This is a genomic window from Pseudonocardia nigra (genome assembly GCF_019396355.1).
Taxonomy (GTDB): domain Bacteria; phylum Actinomycetota; class Actinomycetes; order Mycobacteriales; family Pseudonocardiaceae; genus Pseudonocardia; species Pseudonocardia nigra.
The window spans coordinates 1-22439 of record NZ_JAHKRK010000126.1; the positions used below are offsets into that span (position 1 = coordinate 1).

The following is a 22439-nucleotide window of genomic DNA, read 5'->3' on the forward strand; positions in this document are numbered from 1 at the left end:
CGCCGCGGCGGCCGAGCGCGTGGCGGAGCTGGGCGCCGTCGCCGCGGCGGGCGGTTCCGCGGGGCTGCTCGGCCCTCCGGTACGCGGCCCGGAGTCGCCGTCGCCCGCCGGGCTGGTCGCGGTGGCGGCGGACGCGCTGCTGTCCGGGGCCGCGCCGGGCCCGCTCGAGCCGCTCTACCTGCGCCGTCCCGACGCCGTGGAGCCGGGCGCCCGCAAGCGGGTGAGCGCCGGATGACCACGATCCACCTGGACGTGCTGCGCGAGTCCGACGCCGCCCGCTGCGCCGAGCTCGAGAAGCTGCTGTTCCCGGGCGACGACCCGTGGAGCGAGCGCGCCTTCCGGGAGGAGCTGCGGGCGGGCCACCACTACGTGGCCGCACGGAGCGTCAGCGGAGAGCGCATCGGCACCGCACGCGACGGCGACCTGCTGGTCGGCTATGCCGGCATCGCGTTCGTCGCGGCCCCGCCGCACGCCGAGGCCGAGATCCACACGATCGGGGTCGACCCGGCCCACCAGCGCCGCGGGATCGGCCGGGCGCTCCTGCGCGACCTGCTCGAGGTCGCCGATGCGGCGGCCGCCACGGTGTTCCTCGAGGTCCGCACGGACAACGACGCGGCCCGCGCGCTCTACGAGGCCGAGGGGTTCGTCGTCGTCGGCCTCCGCAAGCGCTACTACCGGCCCAGCGGCGCCGACGCCCACACGATGCGACGGGAGCCTCGCCCATGATCGTCCTCGGTATCGAGACCTCCTGCGACGAGACCGGCGTCGGGATCGTCCGCGTCGAGCCGGGCGGGCCGGTGCTGCTCGCGAACGAGATCGCGTCGTCGGTGGAGGAGCACGCCCGCTTCGGCGGTGTGGTCCCCGAGGTGGCGTCCCGGGCGCACCTGCAGGCGATGGTCCCGGCGGTGCACCGGGCGCTGGCGACGGCGGGTGTCACGGGGCGCGACGTCGAGGCCGTGGCCGTCACGGCCGGGCCGGGGCTCACCGGCGCGCTGCTCGTGGGCGTCGCGGCGGCGAAGGCCTACGCCGCGGCCTGGGACGTGCCGCTGTACGGGGTGAACCACCTGGCGGCGCACGTCGCCGTCGACACGCTGCAGCACGGGCCGCTGCCGCCGTGCCTCGCGCTGCTGGTCTCCGGCGGGCACTCCAGCCTGCTCGAGGTGCCCGACCTCGCCGGCCCGGTTGCCCCGCTGGGCGCCACGATCGACGACGCGGCGGGCGAGGCGTTCGACAAGGTCGCCCGGCTGCTCGGGCTTCCGTTCCCCGGCGGCCCGCACATCGACCGCGCCGCCCGCGACGGGGACCGCGCCGCGGTGGCGTTCCCGCGCGGGCTCACCGGCCCCCGTGATGCCCCGTTCGACTTCTCCTTCTCCGGCCTGAAGACGGCCGTCGCGCGGCACGTCGAGGCGCTGGAGCGCGCCGGGGAGGCGGTCCCGCTGGCCGACGTCGCCGCGAGTTTCCAGGAGGCGGTGGTCGACGTCCTCACCGCGAAGGCCGTGCGCGCCGCCCGCGAGCGCGGGATGGACACGCTGCTCCTCGGCGGGGGCGTGGCAGCGAACTCGCGGCTGCGGGAGCTCGCGCAGGAGCGCTGCGACGCGGCCGGGATCGCGCTGCGGGTGCCGCGCCCGGGGCTGTGCACCGACAACGGGGCGATGGTCGCCGCGCTCGGGGCGCACCTGCTCGCCGCCGGGGCCCCGGCCTCGCGGTTGGAACTGCCCGCCGACTCTGCGCTCCCGGTCACCGAGGTCCTGGTGGGCTGACGGGCCCGCCCGACGTCAGGCCGTCGGGTCCAGAACGGTCAGGCCGCTGAAGTAGCGGCGGTAGAACCCGCGGTCGCGGGTGAGCAGCCGGTCGGCCTGCACCAGGGCGTGCGCGCCGACGAGGAAATCGCTCACCACACGGGAGCGAGGCCCGCCCGCCGTGCGGTAGGCCCGCCAGGCGGTCGCCGCCGCGGTGCCTGCCTCCCTGGTCGGCGCGCTGAACGTGGCGCCGAGCGTGGCGATCGCGGCCTCTGCGGCATCGGGTTCGCCGAATGCGGCAACGGTCTCCGCCCAGACCACGTCCGACAGCACCAACGCGCCTTCGTTCCGCGCGCGCTCCAGGGCATCCCGGGATCCCGGTCCGAACCGGGCATCGCCCGCGAACACGTCGATCAGGACGTTCGTATCGACTGCGGTGATCACGGGAGCTCGACGGGACCGCGAAGGTCGTCGAGATACGCGTCGGTGCCGCCACGCAGGTCGAGCAGGCCGTACACCGCGTCGAGCGGATTGCGGTCCTGCACCTTGCGCGCGACGAGTCGGCCGTCCTCGTCAGTGAAGTCGAGCTCCTGACCGGGCTCTATCCCCAGGCGATCGCGAACCTGCTTCGGGATCGTCACCTGGCCCTTCTCCGACACCACGGCCTTCATACTTCTATGGTAGGAATTCCTACTCTGGAGGTCAACGCTGGGCGGCGCGGGCTCGATCCCGGTGGGCACGCACCCGGGATCGCACGCCGCAGCGCTCCGGGGCGCACCAGCGGCGGCGTCCGCCCGGGTCGAGGAACGCCATCCCGCAGTCGTCCGCGGCGCATGCGCCCAGTTGCCCCGCCTCCGGGCCGGCGAGGTGTTCCAGCGCCTGCCGGGCCACGCGGGCCAGCGCCGCGGCCACGGTCGGCGGCGGCGCGACGGCGGGCCTGCCGTCGCGCGCGCCGACCCGCAGCGGCACGTCCGCGTCGAGCCGGCGCTGCAGATCGCGCAGGGCCCAGGCGGACGCGGGCGTCCGGTGCAGGGCCGCGCGCGTCAGCGGGCGCAGGGTCTCCCGCAGGCCCCGCGCGTCGGCGGCGTCGCCATCGGTCACCGCCTGATCGGGGGCCATCGGTACCGCCGGCGTCCCGCCGCTCGCGCTCACCACGTGGCGGTTCCTGGTCGCGGGCCTGCTGCTGGCCGCCGCCGCGGTCGCCGCGCGAGCGCCGTGGCCCGGGGGTCGACGGCGCCGTGCAGCTGCTCGCCGCCGCGGTCGTGGTGGCGCCGCTCGCGCTCCTGACCGAGGGCGTGCCGGCGCTGCCGCAGACCTCGGCCGGGGTCGGGGCGCTGGCGTGGCTCGCGGTCGTGAACTCGGTGGTCGCCGTGGTGCTGCTGTTCGTCCTGCTGCGCCGGGGCACCGGGGCGGCCACGAGTGGACTGCTCTACCTCGTCCCGCCGGTGACGGCGGTGCTCGCGGTGCCGGTGCTCGGCCAGCCGCCGGCGCCGCAGACGCTCGCCGGGCTGGCGGTCACGGTGATCGGCGCCGTCCTGCTGAACCGGGCCGGGCGGTCCGCCCCGGCCGCCATCACCCGCTGACGTGCGAGAGGAGCCGGATCTCGTCGTCGGTGAGCTGCAGCTCCAGCACCGGCAGCAGGTCGGCGAGCTGCTCGGGGGTGCGTGCGCTGGCGATGGGTGCGGTCACGGTCGGCTGGGCGGCCAGCCAGGCCAGCGCCACGGCCGCCACCGGCACCTCGTGCCCGGCGGCGATCTCGTCGAGCACGGCGAGCACCGCGAGGCCGCGGTCGTCCAGGTAGGCCCGCGCGCCCTCCGCCCGCGGGCTGTCCACGTCGGTGCCCGGGCGGTACTTGCCGGTCAGGAAGCCCCTGGCCAGCCCGAAGTACGGCAGGCAGGCGAGCCCCTCCGCCTCGAGCAGCGGCGCGAGGGAGGTCTCGAACTCGGCGCGCTCCAGCAGGTTGTAGTGCGGCTGCAGGGCCACGTACGACGCGAGGCCGTCGCGGGCGGAGACCTCCAGCGCCGACCTCAGGCGCTCGGCGGTGAAGTTCGATGCGCCGATCGCGCGGACCTTGCCCGCCTTCACCAGCCCGTCGAACGCGTCGAGCGTCTCCTCCTGCGCGGTGTCCGGGTCGTCCTTGTGCGCGTAGTAGAGGTCGATCCGGTCGGTCCGCAGCCTGCGCAGCGAGTCGTCGACGGCCGCGGCGATGTTCTTCGTCGACAGGCCCGGGCGCTCCGGCCAGGAGCCCACCTTCGTGGCGATGACCATGGCATCGCGGTTGCCGCGGGCGGCCATCCACTCGCCGATGACCGTCTCCGACTCCCCGCCGGTGTTGCCGGGGGCGCGCCAGAAGTAGGAGTCGGCGGTGTCGACGAAGTTTCCGCCGGCGGCGGCGTAGGCGTCGAGGACGGCGAACGAGGTCTCCCGGTCCGCCGTCCAGCCGAAGACGTTGCCGCCGAGGCAGAGCCGGGAGACGTCGAGATCGCTGGTACCGAGCTGGGCCATGTGGCGGAGCCTACGGGCGGACGGGGGCGCGGGCGGTGGGGACCCGGCCCCCGTCCGGCTCACGCCTCCTGCAGGCCCGGCCTGCGGTCCTCCACGACGAACGTCGCGCGGCTCTCCACCGGCGCGCCGGGCCGCTGCACGTAGGGCAGCGCCCGGAAGTCGGCCGTCATCTCGGTGGCCGTGAAGCGCGTGCGGACGTACCCCCGCCGGTTGTTGTAGAAGCGGATGTGCGGGTTCTCGGCGAGGTGGGCCGCCGTGTCCTCCCGCGTCTCCGAGCCGTCGCCGCCCGAGGTGATCGACGACGAGACGAGCTCGCTGCCGACCACCGGCGCCTCCGGGTCGTCGAAGCGCCGCTTCACGTCGGCGGCCCAGTGCGCGTGCACGTCGCCGGTGAGGACGACGAGGTTGCGCCCCTTCGCCTCGGTCCACGAGTCGATCACCCGGTCGCGCGAGGCAGGCGTACCGTCCCACGCGTCGGGGTTGAAGCCGCGGCCCTCGCCGGGGGTGAAGTCGACCTGTGAGAAGAACACCTGCTGGCCCAGCACGTCCCACCGGGCGCGCGAGGCCGCGAAGCCCTCGGCGATCCAGCGCTCCTGCTCCGATCCCGGCAGCGAGCGGCTCGGGTCGGTGCGCTCCGCGCAGTCGGTGTTGAACTCGTCGCCGCACGGCTGGTCGCTGCGGTACTGGCGCGTGTCGAGCATGTGGAAGTTCGCCATGCCGCCCCAGCCGACGCGGCGGTACAGGCGCATGTCGATGCCGTTCGGGCGTTGCGCGGCCCGCAGCGGCATGTTCTCCCAGTAGGCGCGGAACGCGTGCTCGCGGCGGGCGCGGAAGTTCGGCTGCGGCGTCTCGGGGTTCTCGTACACCTCGTCGGCCCAGTTGTTGTCGAGCTCGTGGTCGTCCCACACCACGAGCCACGGCGCCACCGCGTGGGCGGCCTGCAGGTCGGCGTCGGTCTTGTACTGGGCGTGCCGCTGCCGGTAGTTCGCGAGCGTCTCGATCTCCGGGCCGACGTGGTCGCGGACGTTGCCGCCGGGCGCCACGTAGTCGTCGGCGGTGTACTCGTAGAGGTAGTCGCCCAGGTGCAGCACCAGGTCCGGCTCGTCCTCCGCGAGGCGCGCGTAGGCGGTGAAGAAGCCGTGCTCGTACTGGGAGCACGAGGTGAAGCACATCGTGAGCGGCTGCATCGCCGAGCCGGGCGGGGAGGTGCGCGTCCGGCCGGTCGGGGAGAGCTCCGTGCCCGCCCGGAACCGGTAGAAGTACTCCCGGCCCGCCTTCAGGCCCGCGAGCTCGACGTGGACGCTGTGCCCCAGCTCCGGCCCGGTCGTCTCCACGCCGCGGCGCACGACCTGCCGGAACCCCTCGTCGGCGGCGATCTCCCACTCGACGTCGGTGTACCGGCCGCCGATCCCGCCGAGCCCGTCCTCGGCCAGCGGGTCGGGCGCCAGGCGCGTCCACAGCACCATCCCGTCCGGGGCGGGCTCCCCGGAGGCGATCCCGAGCGTGAACGGGTTGCCCCGGGGTGCGGCCGGGCCGGCCGAGGCGACGCCGGCGACGGCGGGGAGCACGGTGCCGGGCACGGCGAGCGCCGCACCGGCGACGAGGCCGGTCCGCAGGACGGCGCGCCTGCTCGGGCGGGAACGGGGGGTGGGGGAGGGTGCGGTGGAGGAAGCGTCCGGAGTCACGGCTCGCAGCGTTCGTCACCCGTCCGAGCGAGGGATGGCGGCCGACTCACGACCGGGTGAACGGTGGGGAAGCGTTGGACACACCCATCTGGAGGGTCACCTGCGTTGAGCCGTTGGCACTCTCCCGGGTAGAGTGCCAATCGCACGGCCCGGACGTTCCGGCACCCGCGACGACGGGACGCCCGATGGCTGTCGACCCAGATCACGTCAGCACAGCACGTACCCCAGGAAGGGGAGGTCATCGTCGTGGCGAACATCAAGCCGCTCGAGGACAAGATCGTCGTCCAGGCCAGCGAGGCGGAGACCACAACCGCGTCCGGCATCGTCATCCCGGACACCGCCAAGGAGAAGCCGCAGGAGGGCAAGGTCCTGGCGGTCGGCCCGGGCCGGATCGACGACAATGGCAACCGCGTCCCGCTGGACGTCAACGTCGGCGACGTCGTCATCTACTCGAAGTACGGCGGCACCGAGGTCAAGTACAACGGCGAGGAGTACCTGATCCTCTCCGCGCGCGACGTGCTCGCGGTCGTCAACTGACGCACCTCGCAACGCAGTAGAAACCGCCGCCCCGGTGGTCCGTCGACCGGCGGGCTGCCGGGGCGGCGGCGCGTACTGCTCCAAGGACACCAGGAGAAACCCGGATGCCGAAGCAGATCAGCTTCGACGAGACCGCGCGCCGCGCGCTCGAGCGCGGGGTGAACCAGCTGGCCGACGCGGTCAAGGTGACCCTCGGCCCGCGCGGCCGCCACGTCGTGCTGGACAAGAAGTTCGGTGGGCCGACCGTCACCAACGACGGCGTCACCATCGCACGCGAGATCGACCTGGAAGACCCGTTCGAGAACCTGGGCGCCCAGCTCGCGAAGACCGTCGCCACCAAGACCAACGACGTCGCAGGCGACGGCACCACCACCGCCACCGTCCTCGCGCAGGCCATGGTCGCCGCCGGCCTGCGCAACGTCGCGGCGGGCGCCAACCCCACCGCCCTGGGCCGGGGCATTGCCGAGGCCGCCGAGAAGGTGGCCGAGGTGCTCAAGGAGAAGGCCATCCCCGTCGAGGGCAAGGCCATCGCCCAGGTCGGCACCATCGCCTCCCGCGAGGAGGAGATCGGCGCCCTGATCAGCGAGGCGCTCGAGAAGGTCGGCACCGACGGCGTCATCACCGTCGAGGAGGGCTCCACGCTCGCCACCGAGCTGGAGATCACCGAGGGCCTGCAGTTCGACAAGGGCTACCTCTCGCCGTACTTCGTCACCGACTCCGAGTCGATGGAGGCCGTGCTGGAGGACGCCTACGTCCTGCTGCACCGCGACAAGATCAGCGCGATCGCCGACCTGCTCCCGCTGCTGGAGAAGGTGCTGGCCGACGGCAAGCCGCTGCTGATCGTGGCCGAGGACGTCGAGGGCGAGGCCCTGTCCACCCTCGTGGTCAACTCGATCCGCAAGACCGTCAAGGTCGCCGCGGTCAAGTCGCCGTTCTTCGGCGACCGCCGCAAGGCCTTCATGGACGACCTCGCGGTCGCCACCGGTGGCACGGTCATCAACCCGGAGGTCGGGCTCAAGCTGTCCGAGGCCGGGCTGGACCTGCTGGGCAAGGTCCGCCGCGCCGTCGTCACGAAGGACGCCACCACCCTCGTCGAGGGCGCCGGCACCAAGGACGCCGTCGACGGGCGCATCGCCCAGCTCAAGGCCGAGATCGAGAACACCGACTCGGACTGGGACCGGGAGAAGCTGCAGGAGCGGCTGGCGAAGCTGTCCGGCGGCGTCGCCGTCATCAAGGCGGGCGCCGCCACCGAGACCGCCCTCAAGGAGCGCAAGCACCGCATCGAGGACGCCGTCTCGGCCACCCGCGCCGCCGTCGAGGAGGGCATCGTCCCCGGCGGTGGTTCGGCGCTGGTGCAGGCCGCCAAGGCTCTGGAGGGCGGCATCGGCCTCACCGGTGACGAGGCCACGGGTGTCGCGGTGGTCCGCCAGGCGCTCACCGCGCCGCTGTACTGGATCGCCGCCAACGGCGGGCTCGAGGGCTCGGTCGTCGTGAGCAAGGTGGCCGAGCAGGAGTGGGGCCACGGCTTCAACGCCAGCTCGCTGCGCTATGGCGACCTGCTGGCCGACGGCGTCATCGACCCGGTCAAGGTCACCCGCTCCGCGGTGGTCAACGCCGCGTCGATCGCGCGGATGGTGCTCACCACCGAGAGCTCCGTCGTCGACAAGCCGGAGCCGCCCGCTCCGGCTGCCGCGGGCCACGGGCACGGGCACGGGCACTGACCCGAGTCGCACGAACGACGGCGGGCCGTCCCCTCGGGGGCGGCCCGCCTCGTGTTCCGGCCCTGCTCGACTCGCGGGCACGAAGGGTGCGACTCGCCGGCACTCAGGCCCCGACTCGCGGCCCCTCGTGCGGTGCGACGCGCAGGCTGCGCCCCCGGCTGTTGCGGATGATCTCGTCGCGTTCGGCCTCCGACAGCCCGCCCCAGACGCCGTAGGGCTCGTGGGCGGCCAGTGCATGGGTGCGGCACTGCTCGAGCACCGGGCAGCGCATGCACACGTCCTTGGCCCGCGCCTCCCGATCGGCCCGGGCCGGGCCGCGCTCGTTCTCCGGGTGGAAGAAGAAGGCGCTGTCCATGCCCCGGCACTCGGCCCGCAGCTGCCATTCCCAGACCTCGGTGACCGGTACCGGAAGCCTCCGCGTGTCCGCCATGTTCGTCCCGCCCTGGTGTCGAAAGGTGCCGCGACGGCCCTGGAGTGCCCACCAGTAAAACGCGCCAAACACTGTTCGTACAGGGAACTGGGCTTGCCCGGCGGGCGGCGGACCACCACGATGGGCGCGTGCAGGCCGACCCGTCGACGTCCGGCGGTTCCGGCGCCGGCGCGCGCGTGCTGACCCCGACCGCCCGACAGGACGACCTGGAGCCCCGGTTGAGCGTGGCGGCCGCCGCCCGCAGGCTCGGGATCGCGCCTGCCACCCTGCGCACCTGGGACCGGCGCTACGGCATCGGTCCCACGGACCACAGCCCGGGCCGGCACCGGCGCTACTCCTCCCACGACATCGCGCGGCTCGAGCTCATGCAGCACGCCCTGGTCCGAGGGGTCTCGCCGGCCGACGCCGCCCGCTACGCGCTCACCTCCCACCTGCCCGGCCGCGGGGTGGACGGGCACGGCAGCGCGTCGCGTCAGCTGCGGGCGGCCGATGCACAGGCAGACGCGATGGCCGACCCGGCGCCGAACGGCGGAGCGCCCGACGCGCGGATCCGGGTCGGGGGCAACGTCCTGCGGCTGCCCGGAGCGGGCAGGCGCGCCACCGGTCTCGGCAGGGCCGCGCTGGCGCTGGATGCCTCCGCGGTCCGCGGGCTGCTCGCCGACGCGGTCGCCGCGCTGGGCGTCGAGCCGGCGTGGGACGAGGTCGCCCGGCCCGTGCTGGCCGCCGTGGCCGAGCGCTGGGCGCACACCGGGGCGGGCGTCGAGATCGAGCACCTGCTCAGCGAGTGCGTCATCGGAGTGTTCGGGGCGCGTGGCGGTGCGGCCCCGGATGCGTCCGACGCCCGGCCGGTGCTGATGGCGGCGATGCCCGATGAGCAGCACACGCTGCCGCTGGTGGTTCTGTCCGCCGCGCTGGCCGAGCGGGGCGTCCCCGTCCGCTCCCTGGGCGCGAACCTGCCGGCCGAGGCGTTGCGGGCCGCCGTCCGGCGCACCGCGCCCGCGGCGATCGTGCTCTGGGCGCAGGTCGCCGACACCGCCGACGTCGACGCGCTGCGGTCGCTGCCACGCACCCGTCCCCGGTTCCGGACGTTCGTCGCCGGCCCCGGGTGGGCGGCCCGGCCGCTGCCCCCGCGCACCGTCCGGCTCGATGCGCTCGGGCAGGCCGCGGCGGCCCTGGCCGATGCGGTGCTGGTCTGAACACGGGAACCCCGGTGCGGGAGGCCGCCTTCGGGCGGCGGCCCGGTGCGCGGGTGCGCGTGCGGCTGGAGGCATCGGCGGCCGAGCGCTGGCAGGTGGCGGTGGCGCTCGGCGGGCAGGGCCGGTATGCGGGCGCGGCCACGATCCTCGGAAAGCTGCTCGCAGACCCGGCGGTCCCGGCCGCGGTCGCCGCGCACGCCGCCGTCACCCTCGCGGCGCACCGGCGCCAGCTCGGCGGGCACGCCGCCGCGCGGCGGTACGACGCGCTCGGCCTGCGCCTCGCGTGCGCGGCGGGGCCCGGAGTGCCCGACCCGGACGGCACCGACGCCTGCGCCGCGCGCATCGACGCGCTGGTGGGGCTCGCCGCCGACGCCGTGGGCACCCTCGACCACTCCGGCGCGCAGCGGTGCCTCGACGCCGCGGCCGCGCTGGGGGACGCGCACCCGTCATGGCGGCCGGTGACCCGGGCCGGCTGGGTCCGCGCGGAGCTGGCGCTGCTGCGCGGGGATGCGGCCGATGCGCTCGACCCCGCACGGCAGGCCCTCGCCGCCGCGCGTGCCGGCGGCTCCGTGCGTCACGTGCTCAAGTCCCGGATCGTGCTCGCCGTCGCGGACGCGGCGGCGGGTGGTGACCCCGCCGCTGCGGTGGCGGAGCTGGACGCGGCAGGAGGCGCGGCCGAGCGGCACGGTCTTCTCCCGCTGACCTGGCCGGCGCGGCTCGCCACCGCTGATCTCCTCGACCGGTTCCCCGGCCTTCCGGTGCCCCGGACGGGGGGCGGTGGTGCAAACGAGCGAGCGGACGGAACGTCGCACCGATCGGTGCGAGACCGGTCGAGGGACGCGCCACGCCGACGACACGCCGCGATGGCCACGTTGAGCGTCATCGAGGGCAGAACTGACCCGATTGGCAACCGCCTTATGGGGGAGTCGGTGTGGTTGCCCAGGCGGCTCCGGGTAACGTAATTACTCCATTCGGTCCCACGTCACCCACATGACGAGTGCCGCTTGGCGCAACACTCCCGAATGGAGGGCACAAACCGGCCCTGATCGTGTCAAGGTGAACCTGTCACCCGCCGATATGACGAGTGATACATCACCCGGCTGCAGGAAGCTGCAGGAAGGAATCGTCGTGACGACGGTACTCATCTGTGACGATCGTCGCAGCGTCCGCGAAGGCCTGACCCGCGTGATGTCCGCGGTGCCGGGGGTGCACCGGATCGATTGCGTTGCGCACGGGGACGAGTTGCTGGCCCGGTTCTCCCGGCAGCCGGTCGACGTGGTCCTGGTCGGCACCCAGCGTGCGGTGCCCACCGGGGTCGAGGCCACGCGGCGGCTGGTGGCCGCTCACCCGCAGGCGAACGTGATCGTGTTCGGCGCCCCCGACGACGCGGGCAGCATCGCGGCGGCCATCGCCGGCGGTGCGCGCGGATACCTCCGGTGGGACGCCTCGCGTCCCGAACTGGTGGCCGCGCTCGCGCACACGCTCGCGAGCACTGCGGTGCCCACTCCCCGGGCTCCCACCGATCCCGGCGTGCAGCTCACGGAGCGCGAGCTCCAGGTGCTGCGCGGCATGAGCCAGGGCAAGAGCAACGGGCAGATCGGCCGTGAGCTCTACCTGTCCGAGGACACGGTCAAGACCCACGCGCGGCGGCTGTTCCGCAAGCTCGGCGTTCGCGACCGTGCGCAGGCGGTGGCCCACGGCTTCCGTCGCGGCCTCGTCTCCTGATCCTTCCTCTAGCAGCTGTGTGATCTGCACGACCCCGGGCCGGAACGGCCCGGGTCCCGACGGGCGACGTGGCTGCCGCGCGCAGCCACGCCCCGCTCGCCGCGGTGTCCACGTCCCGCGGCCCTGCCGACCCTCCGATCGGGTGGTCGGCGCATCTTCTCCGCAACGCCGAAGGGCTAGGCGCGTCCTCTTTCCGTGAGGAGGCCATCCGGCTCAGTGCGCGGCTTCGCTACGGTGGTCCGAGCTGGGGACACGGTTGAGCACACTCCGTGATCGGCCTCACGAACGGATGATGAAGAAGATGTTCCGTAACGCCCGGACGACCATGCCCGATGAGTGACACGACAGACGTTCCCGACGAGCTGGTGGCCCGCGCTATGACGGGGGACGCCGGAGCGGTGGGGCACGTGCTCGCCATCATCCGGCCGCTGGTCGTGCGCTACTGCCGAGCGCGACTCGGCCGGATGGACAGATCGTCCGTCTCGGCGGACGACGTCGCGCAGGAGGTGTGTTTGGCCGTGCTCACGGCCTTGCCCGGGTACCGCGTCCAGGGGCGTCCGTTCCTGGCCTTCGTCTACGGCATCGCGTCGCACAAGGTGATCGACGCGCACCGCGCCGCCACCCGCAACCGGTCGGAGCCGGTCGCGGACGTGCCGGACGCGGTCGAGTCCGCCGACGGACCCGAGCAGCGCGCGCTGCGCGTCGAACTGTCCGGCGAGATGGGCCGGCTGCTCGACAAGCTGCCCGAGAAACAACGAGAGATACTGGTCCTGCGCGTGGTGGTGGGGCTGTCGGCCGAGGAGACCGCCGAGGCAGTGGGTTCCACACCCGGTGCCGTCCGGGTGGCACAGCACCGGGCGCTGGCCCGGCTGCGCAAGTCGATGCCAGAGGAGGAGGTGGTCTGAGTGCGTGACAACGGGCACGGCTCCGGCGTGAACCCCTTCGGGCCCGGGCACCACGGTGGCAACGGCACCAACGGCACCAACGGCAGTCGGCCGGGGCACATGCACACCCGCCCCGTCCGCTTCGACGAGATCGAGGAGCCCGTCGACCTGGTCGCGGTCCAGGCCGACGACGAGCTGATCAACGCTCTCGCAGCCGGCATGTCCGTGTCGGCGCCCGGCGTGAGCGGCTACGACGCCGACGACCGGGTGGCCGCGATCCTCGCCTCCTGGAAGGCCGAGGTCGACGCCGACCCGATCCCCGAACTCGTCGACCTGGACACCGCCGTGGCCACCGTGACGGCCGCTCAGCCGCGCCGTCGCGGCCGGTACCTGGCGCCGGTGGCGGCGGCCGCCGCGTTCCTCGTACTCGCCATCGGCGGCGTCTCCGTGAGCTCGTACAACGCCGAGCCGGACGACGTGCTGTGGGGCGTCACGAAGGTGCTCTACAGCGAGCGCGCCGAGTCGGTGGAAGCCGCCGTGCGGGTGGAGACCCACATCGCCAAGGCCAAGGAGGCGCTCGTCGCCGGGCAGCCGGTGCTCGCCGCGCAGGAGCTCCAGCAGGCCGAGGTGAGCTTGGAGACGGTCCGGCCCGAGGAGGGCCGCGTCGAGCTCGCCGAGGTGCAGGAGTTCCTCGCCGCGAAGGCGGCGGAGACCCCTCCGGGCCAGCCGGCGAACCCGAGCGCACCCCTCGCCTCGGACCCGTCGAGGCGGGTGCCCCCGGGTGCTGCCACGGGGCAGCCGGCCGACACGACACAGCAGCCGGTGCCGCCCACGAACAGCCCGGTCACGGGCACCCCAGCGCCCGTCGTCCCGGCGAGCCCCGCGCCGTCCGACAGCGGGGCGGGGTCCGCCACCCCGTCGCCGAGCCCTGAGGTCGACGTGCGGAGCGGCCCGGCCGACGACCCGTCGTCGCCGGCGCAGGGCAACCCGGAGCCCAGCACGCAGCCGACGCCCTCGCCGAACGACGAGGGCGGCCCTGCCACCAGCGACGGCGGGTCGAGCCCGTCCGCCACGCCGGAGGGCACGCCCGACGAGACCACCACCACGCCCGGGCAGAGCACGGGTGCCGCACCTGGAGGCGGTGGCGCCGCGCCGAGCAGCGCGCCCACCGCGTCGGGTTCCAGCTCAGCCACCCCGAGCTGAGGCGGCAACGACAACGGCCCCCGATCCGTCCGGATCGGGGGCCGTTTCGAGTGGTCGGGGTGTCAGGTGTCGGACAGCACCGCGTCGGCGTACCCACGGCAGTACTCCCACGTGACGTAGCTGGCCGGATCGGGGTCGAAAGCCGGCTCGTGCGGCCGCATCTGGCCCTCGTCGAGCAGCTGCTGCAGGCTCGCCCGCAGGAGGCTCCACTCGTGGAAGTGCTGCTCGCCGCAGTCGCCGCAGTCGACGACGATCCCGCGGACGCCGCGGCCCTCCAGGAGCGCCTGGTACACGGCGAGGTCGGCCAGGTCGGCCACCACCTCGTCGCGCTCGGCCTCGGTCAGCGCATCCTGGTCGCCGGTCTCCGGGCCGTCCAGCGACAGCGCGGGGTCGTGCGGATCACCGGCGAACGGGTCCGGCGGCAGCGCATCTGGTGACACGCGCCCCACGATACCCGCACCGTGCCCCGGATCGGCCCTCCGCACCGCGGGACCGGTGACCGAGTGTGGGCACGGACTCGGCGCGACCTGCGCGACCCGCCCCTGCGCCAAAGATACGATGGCTGGAACGGGTCACCGCGGTCAGAGGACGGCTGTGCAGGTATGACCGGGCCAGGCAGGACAGGATGGGCGCGATGACGAGCGAGACCGCAGGACTCCCCCCGAAGTTCGCGATGCTGGGACTGACTTTCGACGACGTACTGCTGCTGCCCGCAGAGTCCGACGTCGTACCGAGCAGCGTCGACACGGGCACCCAGGTCACCCGGCGCGTACGGCTGCGAGTGCCGATCGTCTCCTCCCCGATGGACACGGTCACCGAGTCCCGGATGGCCATCGCGATGGCCCGGGCCGGCGGCCTCGGCGTGCTGCACCGCAACCTCGCCCCCGAGGAGCAGGCCGCGCAGGTGGAGGTGGTCAAGCGGTCGGAGGCCGGGATGGTGACCGATCCGGTCACGTGCTCGCCGGACGCCACCCTCGCCGACGTCGACGCGCTGTGTGCCAAGTTCCGCATCTCCGGGGTACCGGTCACCGACGGGGGCGGGCGCCTCGTCGGCATCATCACCAACCGCGACATGCGGTTCGAGATGGACCACTCCCGCCCCGTCCACGAGGTGATGACGCACGCGCCGCTGGTGACCGCCCAGGTCGGCGTCACGGCGGAGGCCGCGCTGGGTCTGCTGCGGCGCCACAAGCTCGAGAAGCTGCCGATCGTCGACGGCGGCGGCATCCTGCGCGGGCTCATCACGATCAAGGACTTCAACAAGACCGAGAAGTACCCGCTCGCCACGAAGGACCCCGACGGGCGGCTCGTCGTCGCGGCGGCGGTGGGCGTGGGCGACGAGGGGTACGCCCGCGCGATGCACCTGGTCGACGCCGGCGTGGACGTCCTGATGGTCGACACCGCGCACGGGCATTCCCGGCGGGTGCTGGAGACGGTCGCCAAGCTGAAGGCCGAGGTGGGCCACGGCGTCGACGTGGTCGGCGGCAACGTCGCCACCCGGGCCGGGGCCGCGGCGCTCGTCGAGGCCGGGGCGGACGCGGTCAAGGTCGGCGTCGGGCCCGGTTCGATCTGCACCACGCGGGTGGTGGCGGGCGTCGGCGCGCCGCAGATCACCGCGATCTACGAGGCCGCGCAGGCCTGCGCGGCCGCGGGCGTCCCGGTGATCGGCGACGGCGGCATCCAGTACTCCGGTGACATCTCCAAGGCCATCGCGGCGGGCGCATCCACCGTGATGCTCGGGAGCCTGCTCGCGGGCACCGCGGAGTCGCCCGGCGAGCTGATCCTCGTGGGCGGCAAGCAGTTCAAGACCTACCGCGGCATGGGGTCGCTCGGGGCGATGCAGTCGCGCGGCGACGCGAAGTCCTACTCCAAGGACCGCTACGCCCAGGACGACGTGCTCAGCGAGGACAAGCTCGTGCCCGAGGGCATCGAGGGACGCACCCCGTTCCGCGGGCCGCTGGCGCTGGTCGTGCACCAGCTCGTCGGCGGGCTGCGCTCCGGAATGGGCTACGCGGGAGCGCAGACCATCGAGCAGCTCCAGCAGGCCCAGCTGGTGCGGATCACCGCGGCGGGGCTCAAGGAGAGCCACCCGCACGACATCACGATGACCGTCGAGGCGCCCAACTACGCGGCGCGATAGCGCCCCATCGGCACTGCTCGCCGACCCGATCTCTACTCTGGTCACCCGTGCGTGACCTCGTGGAGATCGGGATGGGCCGGGAGGCCCGTCGAAGCTACGACCTGTCGCAGGTCGAGATCGTGCCGTCCCGGCGGACGCGGAGCTCCCAGGAGGTCTCGACCGCCTGGCAGCTCGACGCGTACCCGTTCGGGATCCCGCTGGTGACCCACCCGACGGACGCGATCGTGTCGCCGGCGAGCGCCGTGCGGATCGGCCAGCTCGGTGGGCTCGCGGTGCTCAACGCCGAGGGCCTGTGGGCGCGGCACGCCGACGCCGACGGCGCTCTGGAGCGGGTGCGCGACGCCGCCACCGACGACGACCCGACGGCGGCGCTGCAGCTGCTGCAGGAGCTGCACGCAGCGCCGATCCAGCACGCTCTGCTGGCCGAGGCGCTCAAGACGGTGCGCGAGGCCGGCGTCACGGTGGCGGCCCGGGTCAGCCCGCAGCACGCCCGTGAGCTGACTCCCGACCTGCTCGCCGCAGGCGTGGAGATCCTCGTCGTGCAGGGCACGATCGTCTCCGCCGAGCACGTGTCCGGTGGGGAGCCGCTGAACCTCAAGGAGTTCATCAACTCCCTCGACGTCCCCGTCGTGGCCGGTGGCGTCGGTGACTACCGCACCGCGATGCACCTCATGCGCACCGGCGCGGCCGGCGTGATCGTCGGGTACGGGGAGTCCTCGGCCACCACCACCGACGACGTGCTCGGCATCGGTGTGCCGATGGCCACCGCGATCGTCGACGCCGCCGCCGCCCGGCGGGACTACCTGGACGAGACCGGCGGCCGCTACGTCCACGTCATCGCCGACGGCGGGATGTTCGGCTCCGGCGACGTGGCCAAGGCGATCGCGTGCGGCGCCGACGCCGTGATGCTGGGGGAGCAGCTCGCCGAGGCCGCCGAGGCGCCGGGGCAGGGCCTGTACTGGACCTCGGCCGCCGCCCACCCGTCGCTGCCCCGGTCCGAGATCACCGGGTTCGGGCCCGGCGAGCTGGACCTGGAGACGGTGCTGTTCGGCCCGAGCGCGGTGCCCGACGGCACGGTCAACCTGTTCGGGGCGCTGCGGCGGGCGATGGCGAAGACGGGCTACAGCGACCTCAAGGAGTTCCAGCGCGTGGGCCTCACGGTCCGGGGCTGAACAACCGGCCGCGGATTGCTGCAAAGCCACTTTCCTGCCACCCGGTTGCGTGAAAGTGGCTGTGCTGCAACACGGCGGCGGGTGGGCGCCTTCGCGCAGTGACGTCCGTCGTGCGGTCCCCGGCGCCCGCGCAGAGACGTTTACCCTGGTGGCGTGCAACCGCCCACCGTCCTCGTCGTCGACTACGGGGCCCAGTACGCCCAGCTCATCGCCCGCCGCGTGCGGGAGGCCCAGGTGTACTCCGAGATCGTTCCCGGCGACACCCCGGTGGACGAGATCGTGGCCCGCAAGCCCGCCGCGCTGATCCTGTCGGGCGGCCCGTCCAGCGTGTACGAGCCGGGCGCGCCGAGCGTCGACCCCGAGCTGTTCGCCACCGGCATCCCGGTGCTCGGGCTCTGCTACGGGTTCCAGGCGATGGCACGGGCGCTGGGCGGCGAGGTCGCCCCGGACGGCACGCGCGAGTACGGGCGCACCGAGCTCACCGTGTGCGACGCGGCGGGCGCCCTGCACGGTGGGCTGCCCGGGCGGCACCCGGTGTGGATGAGCCACGGCGACTCCGTCGTGCGCGCCCCCGAGGGGTTCACCGTCACGGCGTCGTCGGAGCGGGCGGCCGTCGCCGCGTTCGAGGACACCGAGCGGCGGCTCGCCGGCGTGCAGTACCACCCCGAGGTCGGGCACTCCCCGCACGGGCAGGAGGTGCTGCGCCGCTTCCTGCACGACGTCGCGGGCGTCACGCCGGGCTGGACCACGTCCTCGATCATCGACGACACGGTCGCCGCGGTGCGGGCCCAGGTGGGCGACGGTCACGCGATCTGTGGGCTGTCCGGCGGGGTAGACTCGGCGGTGGCGGCCGCGCTCGTCCAGCGGGCCATCGGCGACCGGCTCACCTGCGTCTTCGTCGACCACGGCCTGCTGCGCGCCGGTGAGCGCGAGCAGGTGGAGCGCGACTTCGTGGCCGCCACCGGTGCCAAGCTGCACACCGTCGACGCGCGCGAGCGGTTCCTCGACGCGCTCGCCGGGGTCACCGACCCCGAGGAGAAGCGCAAGGTCATCGGCCGGGAGTTCATCCGGGTCTTCGAGGCCGCGACGGCCGAGGTCGCCGAGCAGGAGCACGTCGGCTTCCTCGTCCAGGGCACCCTGTACCCGGACGTCGTCGAGTCCGGCGGCGGCTCCGGCACCGCCACGATCAAGAGCCATCACAACGTGGGCGGGCTCCCGGACGACATCGAGTTCGCGCTGGTCGAGCCGCTGCGCGCGCTGTTCAAGGACGAGGTGCGCCGGGTCGGTGCCGAGCTGGGCCTGCCCGAGACGATCGTGCAGCGCCAGCCGTTCCCCGGGCCGGGGCTCGGCATCCGGATCATCGGTGAGGTCACGGCCGACCGGCTCGAGACGCTGCGCGCCGCCGACGCGATCGCCCGCGAGGAGCTCACCTACGCCGGCCTGGACCGTGAGATCTGGCAGTGCCCGGTGGTGCTGCTCGCCGACGTCCGCAGCGTCGGCGTGCAGGGCGACGGCCGCACCTACGGGCACCCCGTGGTGCTGCGCCCGGTGTCCAGCGAGGACGCCATGACCGCCGACTGGACGCGCCTGCCCTACGACGTCCTCGAGCGCATCTCCACGCGCATCACCAACGAGGTGGCGGAGGTCAACCGGGTCGTCGTCGACGTCACGAGCAAGCCGCCGGGCACCATCGAGTGGGAGTAGCACGCGCCTGACGACGAGGGCGACACCCGGGTCCCCACCCGGATGTCGCCCTTCTTCGTGGCCGCCGCTCCCCACGCGGCCCCTCGGTGGCTCCCCGACCACCGACGTCAGTCAGTTCTGGCCGCGGCCGCGCAGGCTCCCGACCAGCAGCAGCAGCCCGGCCAGTGCGGCCCCGGCCGCGAAGAGCCAGCGCGCGTCGAACCCCGAGAGCGACGGCAGCTCACCCGCGAATGCGCCGGCCGCGATGCCCAGCGACAGCACCCCGATCAGCAGCGTCATCGGGTCGGGGCCACGCCGCCGCACGCCCTTCTCGTCCCGCTCAGCCACGTCGCACCTCCACGTCTCCCGCGCCCGCCTCGATGAGCAGGACGAGCTCCCGACCCGAGCGGACGCCGTCCGCGCCGAGGTCGTCGGTCACCTGGATCCGGGAACCCGGACCCGACACCTCGCGATCGCCGAAGGCGACGCTGCCGACGCCGGCGGTGGCGTCCAGCGTGACGTCGGCGTTCGGGGGGACCAGAACCTCCACGTTCCCGGCACCGAGCGAGATCCTCGGCCGCAGCGCTGCCGAGTTGCCCCCGGGTGGCACCGCGAGGTCCACCGCGCGCAGGTCGAGCCGGATGTCACCCGCCGTGCGCTCGTAGCTCGGCCGGACCTCCGCCACCGTGGTCGGGGCGGCCCGCAGCTCGCCGAAGCCGTTGCCCTGCCAACGGTCCAGCGGGGCGGACACCACCGCCCACGTCAGGGCGGACAGCACCAGCGCGATCGGGATCAGACCGCGACCCGCCCGGAGGAACGCCCCGACGACCAGACCGGCGCCGAGCACCGCGAGCGGCACCCCGAACAGCACCGGCAGGCCGGCCAGCGACAGCCCACCGGCCACCAGCATCACGACGGTGGTGACGGCCGTGGCGACCAGCGCGAGGCCCAGGGTGACGCCCGTGACCGGCGCCCTGCGCCGGGGCGCGGGGGGCGGCGGGGGTGACGGCTCGGGGAGGTCCCAGGCGAACGGGGCCGCGCCCAGCGGGTCCCAGGACGGCGGCGCCGGGGCGGGCTCGTGGGTCGGCTCCTCCTTGCGCAGCGACGGCCCCGCCGGGGTCGCGACGGTGCGCGCCTCCGCCGCCGTGGCGGTGGTCTCCGGTCCGGCCGTCGCCGGGGCGGCGCCCGGCGTCGCTTCGACCGGGCCGCGGTCCCTCCGGCTGCGGTGCAGCAGGAACAGCAGCGCGCCCACGGCCAGCAGCGGCAGCAGGTTCTGCAGGTCGCCGCGGAACAGCGACTCCACCGTGAAGACGGTGGCGATCGCCAGCCCGGCCAGCATGATGGTCCGCGGCACCCGGCCGCGCGCGGGCGTCCCGGATCCGCGCGGCTCCTCCGGCAGCAGGATCCAGCCCGCGACGTAGAGCGCCGCCCCGATCCCGGAGAACGCCGCCACGACGAAGCCGACCCGCACGAGGACCGGGTCGATGTCATAGCGGCGCGCGATGCCCGCGGCCACGCCGGCCACCTGCCGGTCGGCGCGGGCTCGTGCCGGCCGCGTCTCCCACATCTCCCGTAACGTGCCCTGCACGTCAGCGCGGTTCATCGCAGTCACACCTCCTTGACCACAGCGTGCGCCCCGCCGTGGCACCCGCACATGGGGGATGGCCCCGAGCCGGCCCGGAAGTTTCCCCGATGCCGCAGGCGTTCGCACCGTGTGACCATGGAACCGTGACAGCGTCCGTGCCCTCCACCCGCCCGCGGCCCGCGCCTCCGCTCGTGCGCAGGCGCAGCGGCCACTTCGTCGCGGGCGTGGCCGGGGGAGTGGCCGACCACCTCGGCGTCAACGTGCTCTGGGTGCGCGCGGCGTTCGTCGTGCTGGCGGGCATGAACGCCATCGGCGCGCTGGCCTACGGGCTGCTGTGGATCTTCGTGAAGCAGGAGCAGGACGATCCCGCCCGCACCATCGGGCGGATCGAGCGCCAGCAGGCGCTCGGCCTCGCGGCGCTCGGCGTCGGCGTCGGCCTCGCCGCGGCGGCGTTAGGCAACACGTTCGTCGGCTGGATCGTCGGCCCGCTGGGCGTCGCCGCCGCGGGTGCGGCCGTGGTGTGGCGGGAGGCCGACGAGTCCCAGCGCAAGCGGTGGACGGAGGGCGCGCGGTCCGGGGCCACCGCCGGCGGGCGCTCCGGGTTGATCCGGGTCGTGTCGGGCGCCGCGTTCGTGATCGTCGGGATGGCGGTGTTCCTCCTCGGGAACCTCCAGCTCGGGCAGGTCCAGTTCGCGCTGCTGTCCGTGCTCGCCACGCTCGTCGGCGTCGCGGTCATCACCGTGCCGTGGTGGATGCGGCTGATGCGCGAGCTGGGCGAGGAGCGCCGCGAACGGATCGTGGAGACCGAGCGGGCGGAGATCGCCGCCCACCTGCACGACTCGGTCCTGCAGACCCTCGCGCTCATCCAGCGGCAGTCCGACCAGCCGCGGGAGGTGCAGCGGCTCGCCCGCGCCCAGGAGCGCGAGCTGCGGCACTGGCTGTACGGGCCCACCGGCTACGGCCGGGCCGGACGGGCGGCTCAGGACCCGGCGCTCGACGCCGGCCTGGCCGACGCAGTCACCACGGCAGCGGCCGAGGTCGAGGACACCTACGCGATCGACGTGCGCCCCATCGTCGTCGGCGACCACACGCTCGACGACGGCCTGCGCGCCCTCGTGCTCGCCGCACGCGAGGCGATGGTCAACGCGGCGAAGCACGCCAAGGTCGACGAGATCAGCGTGTACGTCGAGGTGGAGGACGGCGATGCGGGGAATGGCGGGTGCACGTGTTCGTCCGGGACCGGGGGGTCGGGTTCGACCCGGAAACGGTACCCGCCGACCGGCACGGGCTCGCCGACTCGGTGCACGGCAGGATGGAACGGCACGGCGGCGCGGTCCGGCTGCGCACCACGCCGGGCGAAGGCACCGAGGTTCACCTGAGCATGCCGGCGGACCGCCGGGCGCAGCCGGAGTCCCGGACCCAGGAGGAAGCGACCAGATGACCGATCCCGTTCCCGACGCAGGCGAGCCGATCCGCGTCTTCCTGGTCGACGACCACGGCCTGTTCCGCTCCGGCGTGCGCGCCGAGCTGGACCGCAACGTCCCCGACGTCACCGTGGTGGGCGAGGCCGGATCGGTCGACGAGGCGGTGGCCGCGATCCGGCACCTGCGCCCCGACGTGGTCCTGCTGGACGTGCACATGCCCGACGGCGGTGGCGCGGAGGTGCTGCGGCAGCTGCGACCCGAGCTGCCCGAGGTGGTCTTCCTGGCGCTGTCGGTGTCCGACGCGGCCGAGGACGTCATCGCCGTCATCCGGGCGGGCGCGCGCGGCTACGTCACGAAGACGATCTCCGGCCGCGAGCTGGCCGACGCCGTCCGCCGGGTCAAGTCCGGCGACGCGGTGTTCTCCCCGCGGCTGGCGGGCTTCGTGCTCGACGTCTTCTCCGACCGCCCCGGTGCCGCCCCGCCCGGCGACCGGAGCTCGACCTGCTCACCCGCCGGGAGCGCGACGTGCTGCGCCTGCTCGCCCGGGGCTACGCCTACAAGGAGATCGCGGGCGAGCTCTTCATCTCGGTGAAGACGGTGGAGACGCACGTGTCGAGCGTGCTCCGCAAGACGCAGCTGTCCAACCGCTACGAGCTGTCGCGCTGGGCGTCCGACCGCAGGCTCGTGTAGGAGCGGGAAACGCCGAGGGCGCCGCCACGGCGGTGGCGACGCCCTCGATGCGGTGCCGGATCAGCCGAGCAGGCCGCCTGCGAGGCTGCCGACGGTGTCGCCGACGGCGCCGGCGAGCCC

23 protein-coding genes and 2 pseudogenes are annotated in these 22439 nt (G+C 74.1%); 16 read left to right on the plus strand and 9 right to left on the minus strand.

The genetic code is table 11. The features are described 5' to 3' along the window. From KME75_RS43640 to tsaD, 3 genes and pseudogenes are all read left to right on the plus strand, one after another. Positions 1–235: pseudogene (locus tag KME75_RS43640) on the plus strand (tRNA (adenosine(37)-N6)-threonylcarbamoyltransferase complex dimerization subunit type 1 TsaB); the annotation flags it as partial. After that, positions 232–726, plus strand: coding sequence for a ribosomal protein S18-alanine N-acetyltransferase (gene rimI, locus KME75_RS25685; protein ID WP_219417448.1), 495 nt, complete (start codon positions 232–234; stop codon positions 724–726). The pseudogene KME75_RS43640 and the gene rimI, both read left to right, overlap by 4 nt. Next, positions 723–1760 (plus strand): tRNA (adenosine(37)-N6)-threonylcarbamoyltransferase complex transferase subunit TsaD, encoded by a 1038-nt coding sequence (gene tsaD, locus KME75_RS25690; RefSeq protein WP_219417449.1) that lies wholly within the window; start codon positions 723–725, stop codon positions 1758–1760. The genes rimI and tsaD overlap by 4 nt, the downstream gene beginning before the upstream one ends. 15 nt (positions 1761–1775) lie before the next feature. Here tsaD and KME75_RS25695 read toward each other — a convergent pair whose 3' ends face one another. The 3 genes from KME75_RS25695 to KME75_RS45150 are packed head-to-tail and all read right to left on the minus strand — an operon-like array spanning position 1776 to position 2840. Continuing rightward, on the minus strand, positions 1776–2183 hold the full coding sequence (locus KME75_RS25695) for a type II toxin-antitoxin system VapC family toxin (protein WP_219417450.1): 408 nt from the start codon (positions 2181–2183) through the stop codon (positions 1776–1778). Beyond that, positions 2180–2410, minus strand: coding sequence for an AbrB/MazE/SpoVT family DNA-binding domain-containing protein (locus tag KME75_RS25700; RefSeq protein WP_219417451.1), 231 nt, complete (start codon positions 2408–2410; stop codon positions 2180–2182). Before KME75_RS25700 ends, KME75_RS25695 begins: the two co-directional genes overlap by 4 nt. A gap of 31 nt (positions 2411–2441) precedes the next feature. Beyond that, complete coding sequence (locus tag KME75_RS45150; RefSeq protein ID WP_219417452.1) at positions 2442–2840, minus strand: CGNR zinc finger domain-containing protein; 399 nt, start codon at positions 2838–2840, stop codon at positions 2442–2444. Between the two features lie 137 nt (positions 2841–2977). On the opposite strand from KME75_RS45150, the gene KME75_RS25710 reads away from it, so the two are divergent. Further along, positions 2978–3322 (plus strand): EamA family transporter, encoded by a 345-nt coding sequence (locus KME75_RS25710; RefSeq protein WP_219417453.1) that lies wholly within the window; start codon positions 2978–2980, stop codon positions 3320–3322. Here the strand turns inward: KME75_RS25710 and KME75_RS25715 are convergent. Together KME75_RS25715 and KME75_RS25720 are read right to left on the minus strand one after the other, a co-directional pair. Further along, on the minus strand, positions 3312–4244 hold the full coding sequence (locus tag KME75_RS25715) for an aldo/keto reductase (RefSeq protein WP_219417454.1): 933 nt from the start codon (positions 4242–4244) through the stop codon (positions 3312–3314). The genes KME75_RS25710 and KME75_RS25715 overlap by 11 nt on opposite strands. 59 nt (positions 4245–4303) lie before the next feature. Then, positions 4304–5929, minus strand: a complete 1626-nt coding sequence (locus tag KME75_RS25720) for an alkaline phosphatase D family protein (RefSeq protein WP_219417455.1) — start codon at positions 5927–5929, stop codon at positions 4304–4306. 246 nt (positions 5930–6175) lie between these two features. Between KME75_RS25720 and groES the strand changes: the two genes are divergently transcribed. Then, on the plus strand, positions 6176–6466 hold the full coding sequence (groES, locus tag KME75_RS25725; protein WP_142106560.1) for a co-chaperone GroES: 291 nt from the start codon (positions 6176–6178) through the stop codon (positions 6464–6466). A gap of 104 nt (positions 6467–6570) precedes the next feature. Further along, entirely contained in the window at positions 6571–8187 is a 1617-nt protein-coding gene (gene groL, locus KME75_RS25730; RefSeq protein WP_219417456.1) for a chaperonin GroEL, read from the plus strand. A 103-nt stretch (positions 8188–8290) separates the two neighbouring features. On the opposite strand, the gene KME75_RS25735 is transcribed toward groL, so the two are convergent. Further along, positions 8291–8617 carry a WhiB family transcriptional regulator gene (locus tag KME75_RS25735; RefSeq protein ID WP_219417457.1) on the minus strand — a complete coding sequence of 109 codons (327 nt, stop codon included), beginning with the start codon at positions 8615–8617 and terminating at the stop codon, positions 8291–8293. A 128-nt stretch (positions 8618–8745) separates the two neighbouring features. Between KME75_RS25735 and KME75_RS25740 the strand changes: the two genes are divergently transcribed. From KME75_RS25740 to KME75_RS25760, 5 genes are all read left to right on the plus strand, one after another. Then, positions 8746–9813: a MerR family transcriptional regulator gene (locus tag KME75_RS25740; RefSeq protein ID WP_308283074.1), complete on the plus strand. Its 1068-nt coding sequence runs from the start codon at positions 8746–8748 to the stop codon at positions 9811–9813. A 14-nt stretch (positions 9814–9827) separates the two neighbouring features. After that, on the plus strand, positions 9828–10775 hold the full coding sequence (locus tag KME75_RS25745; RefSeq protein ID WP_219417458.1) for a hypothetical protein: 948 nt from the start codon (positions 9828–9830) through the stop codon (positions 10773–10775). A 166-nt stretch (positions 10776–10941) separates the two neighbouring features. After that, the gene (locus KME75_RS25750; protein WP_075942692.1) at positions 10942–11538 is read left to right on the plus strand and encodes a response regulator transcription factor; all 597 of its coding nucleotides are present in this window, start codon (positions 10942–10944) and stop codon (positions 11536–11538) included. 332 nt (positions 11539–11870) lie between these two features. Then, complete coding sequence (locus KME75_RS25755; protein ID WP_219417459.1) at positions 11871–12443, plus strand: sigma-70 family RNA polymerase sigma factor; 573 nt, start codon at positions 11871–11873, stop codon at positions 12441–12443. Next, on the plus strand, positions 12444–13625 hold the full coding sequence (locus KME75_RS25760) for an anti-sigma-D factor RsdA (protein WP_219417460.1): 1182 nt from the start codon (positions 12444–12446) through the stop codon (positions 13623–13625). A gap of 62 nt (positions 13626–13687) precedes the next feature. On the opposite strand, the gene KME75_RS25765 is transcribed toward KME75_RS25760, so the two are convergent. After that, positions 13688–14074, minus strand: coding sequence for a DUF5319 domain-containing protein (locus tag KME75_RS25765; RefSeq protein ID WP_219417461.1), 387 nt, complete (start codon positions 14072–14074; stop codon positions 13688–13690). 185 nt (positions 14075–14259) lie between these two features. On the opposite strand from KME75_RS25765, the gene guaB reads away from it, so the two are divergent. From guaB to guaA, 3 genes are all read left to right on the plus strand, one after another. Next, a complete protein-coding gene (gene guaB, locus KME75_RS25770) occupies positions 14260–15765 on the plus strand; it encodes an IMP dehydrogenase (protein WP_219417462.1) in 1506 nt (501 codons plus the stop codon). A gap of 47 nt (positions 15766–15812) precedes the next feature. Further along, complete coding sequence (locus KME75_RS25775; RefSeq protein WP_219417463.1) at positions 15813–16937, plus strand: GuaB3 family IMP dehydrogenase-related protein; 1125 nt, start codon at positions 15813–15815, stop codon at positions 16935–16937. Between the two features lie 153 nt (positions 16938–17090). Then, positions 17091–18641: a glutamine-hydrolyzing GMP synthase gene (guaA, locus tag KME75_RS25780; RefSeq protein ID WP_219417464.1), complete on the plus strand. Its 1551-nt coding sequence runs from the start codon at positions 17091–17093 to the stop codon at positions 18639–18641. A gap of 111 nt (positions 18642–18752) precedes the next feature. Here guaA and KME75_RS25785 read toward each other — a convergent pair whose 3' ends face one another. Both KME75_RS25785 and KME75_RS25790 read right to left on the minus strand, forming a co-directional pair. Next, on the minus strand, positions 18753–18968 hold the full coding sequence (locus KME75_RS25785) for a hypothetical protein (protein ID WP_219417465.1): 216 nt from the start codon (positions 18966–18968) through the stop codon (positions 18753–18755). Further along, a complete protein-coding gene (locus tag KME75_RS25790; protein ID WP_219417466.1) occupies positions 18961–20223 on the minus strand; it encodes a PspC domain-containing protein in 1263 nt (420 codons plus the stop codon). Before KME75_RS25790 ends, KME75_RS25785 begins: the two co-directional genes overlap by 8 nt. 125 nt (positions 20224–20348) lie before the next feature. On the opposite strand from KME75_RS25790, the gene KME75_RS25795 reads away from it, so the two are divergent. Beyond that, on the plus strand, positions 20349–21584 hold the full coding sequence (locus KME75_RS25795; protein WP_372452658.1) for an ATP-binding protein: 1236 nt from the start codon (positions 20349–20351) through the stop codon (positions 21582–21584). A gap of 58 nt (positions 21585–21642) precedes the next feature. Next, positions 21643–22319: pseudogene (locus tag KME75_RS25800) on the plus strand (response regulator). Positions 22320–22439 lie beyond the last annotated feature (120 nt).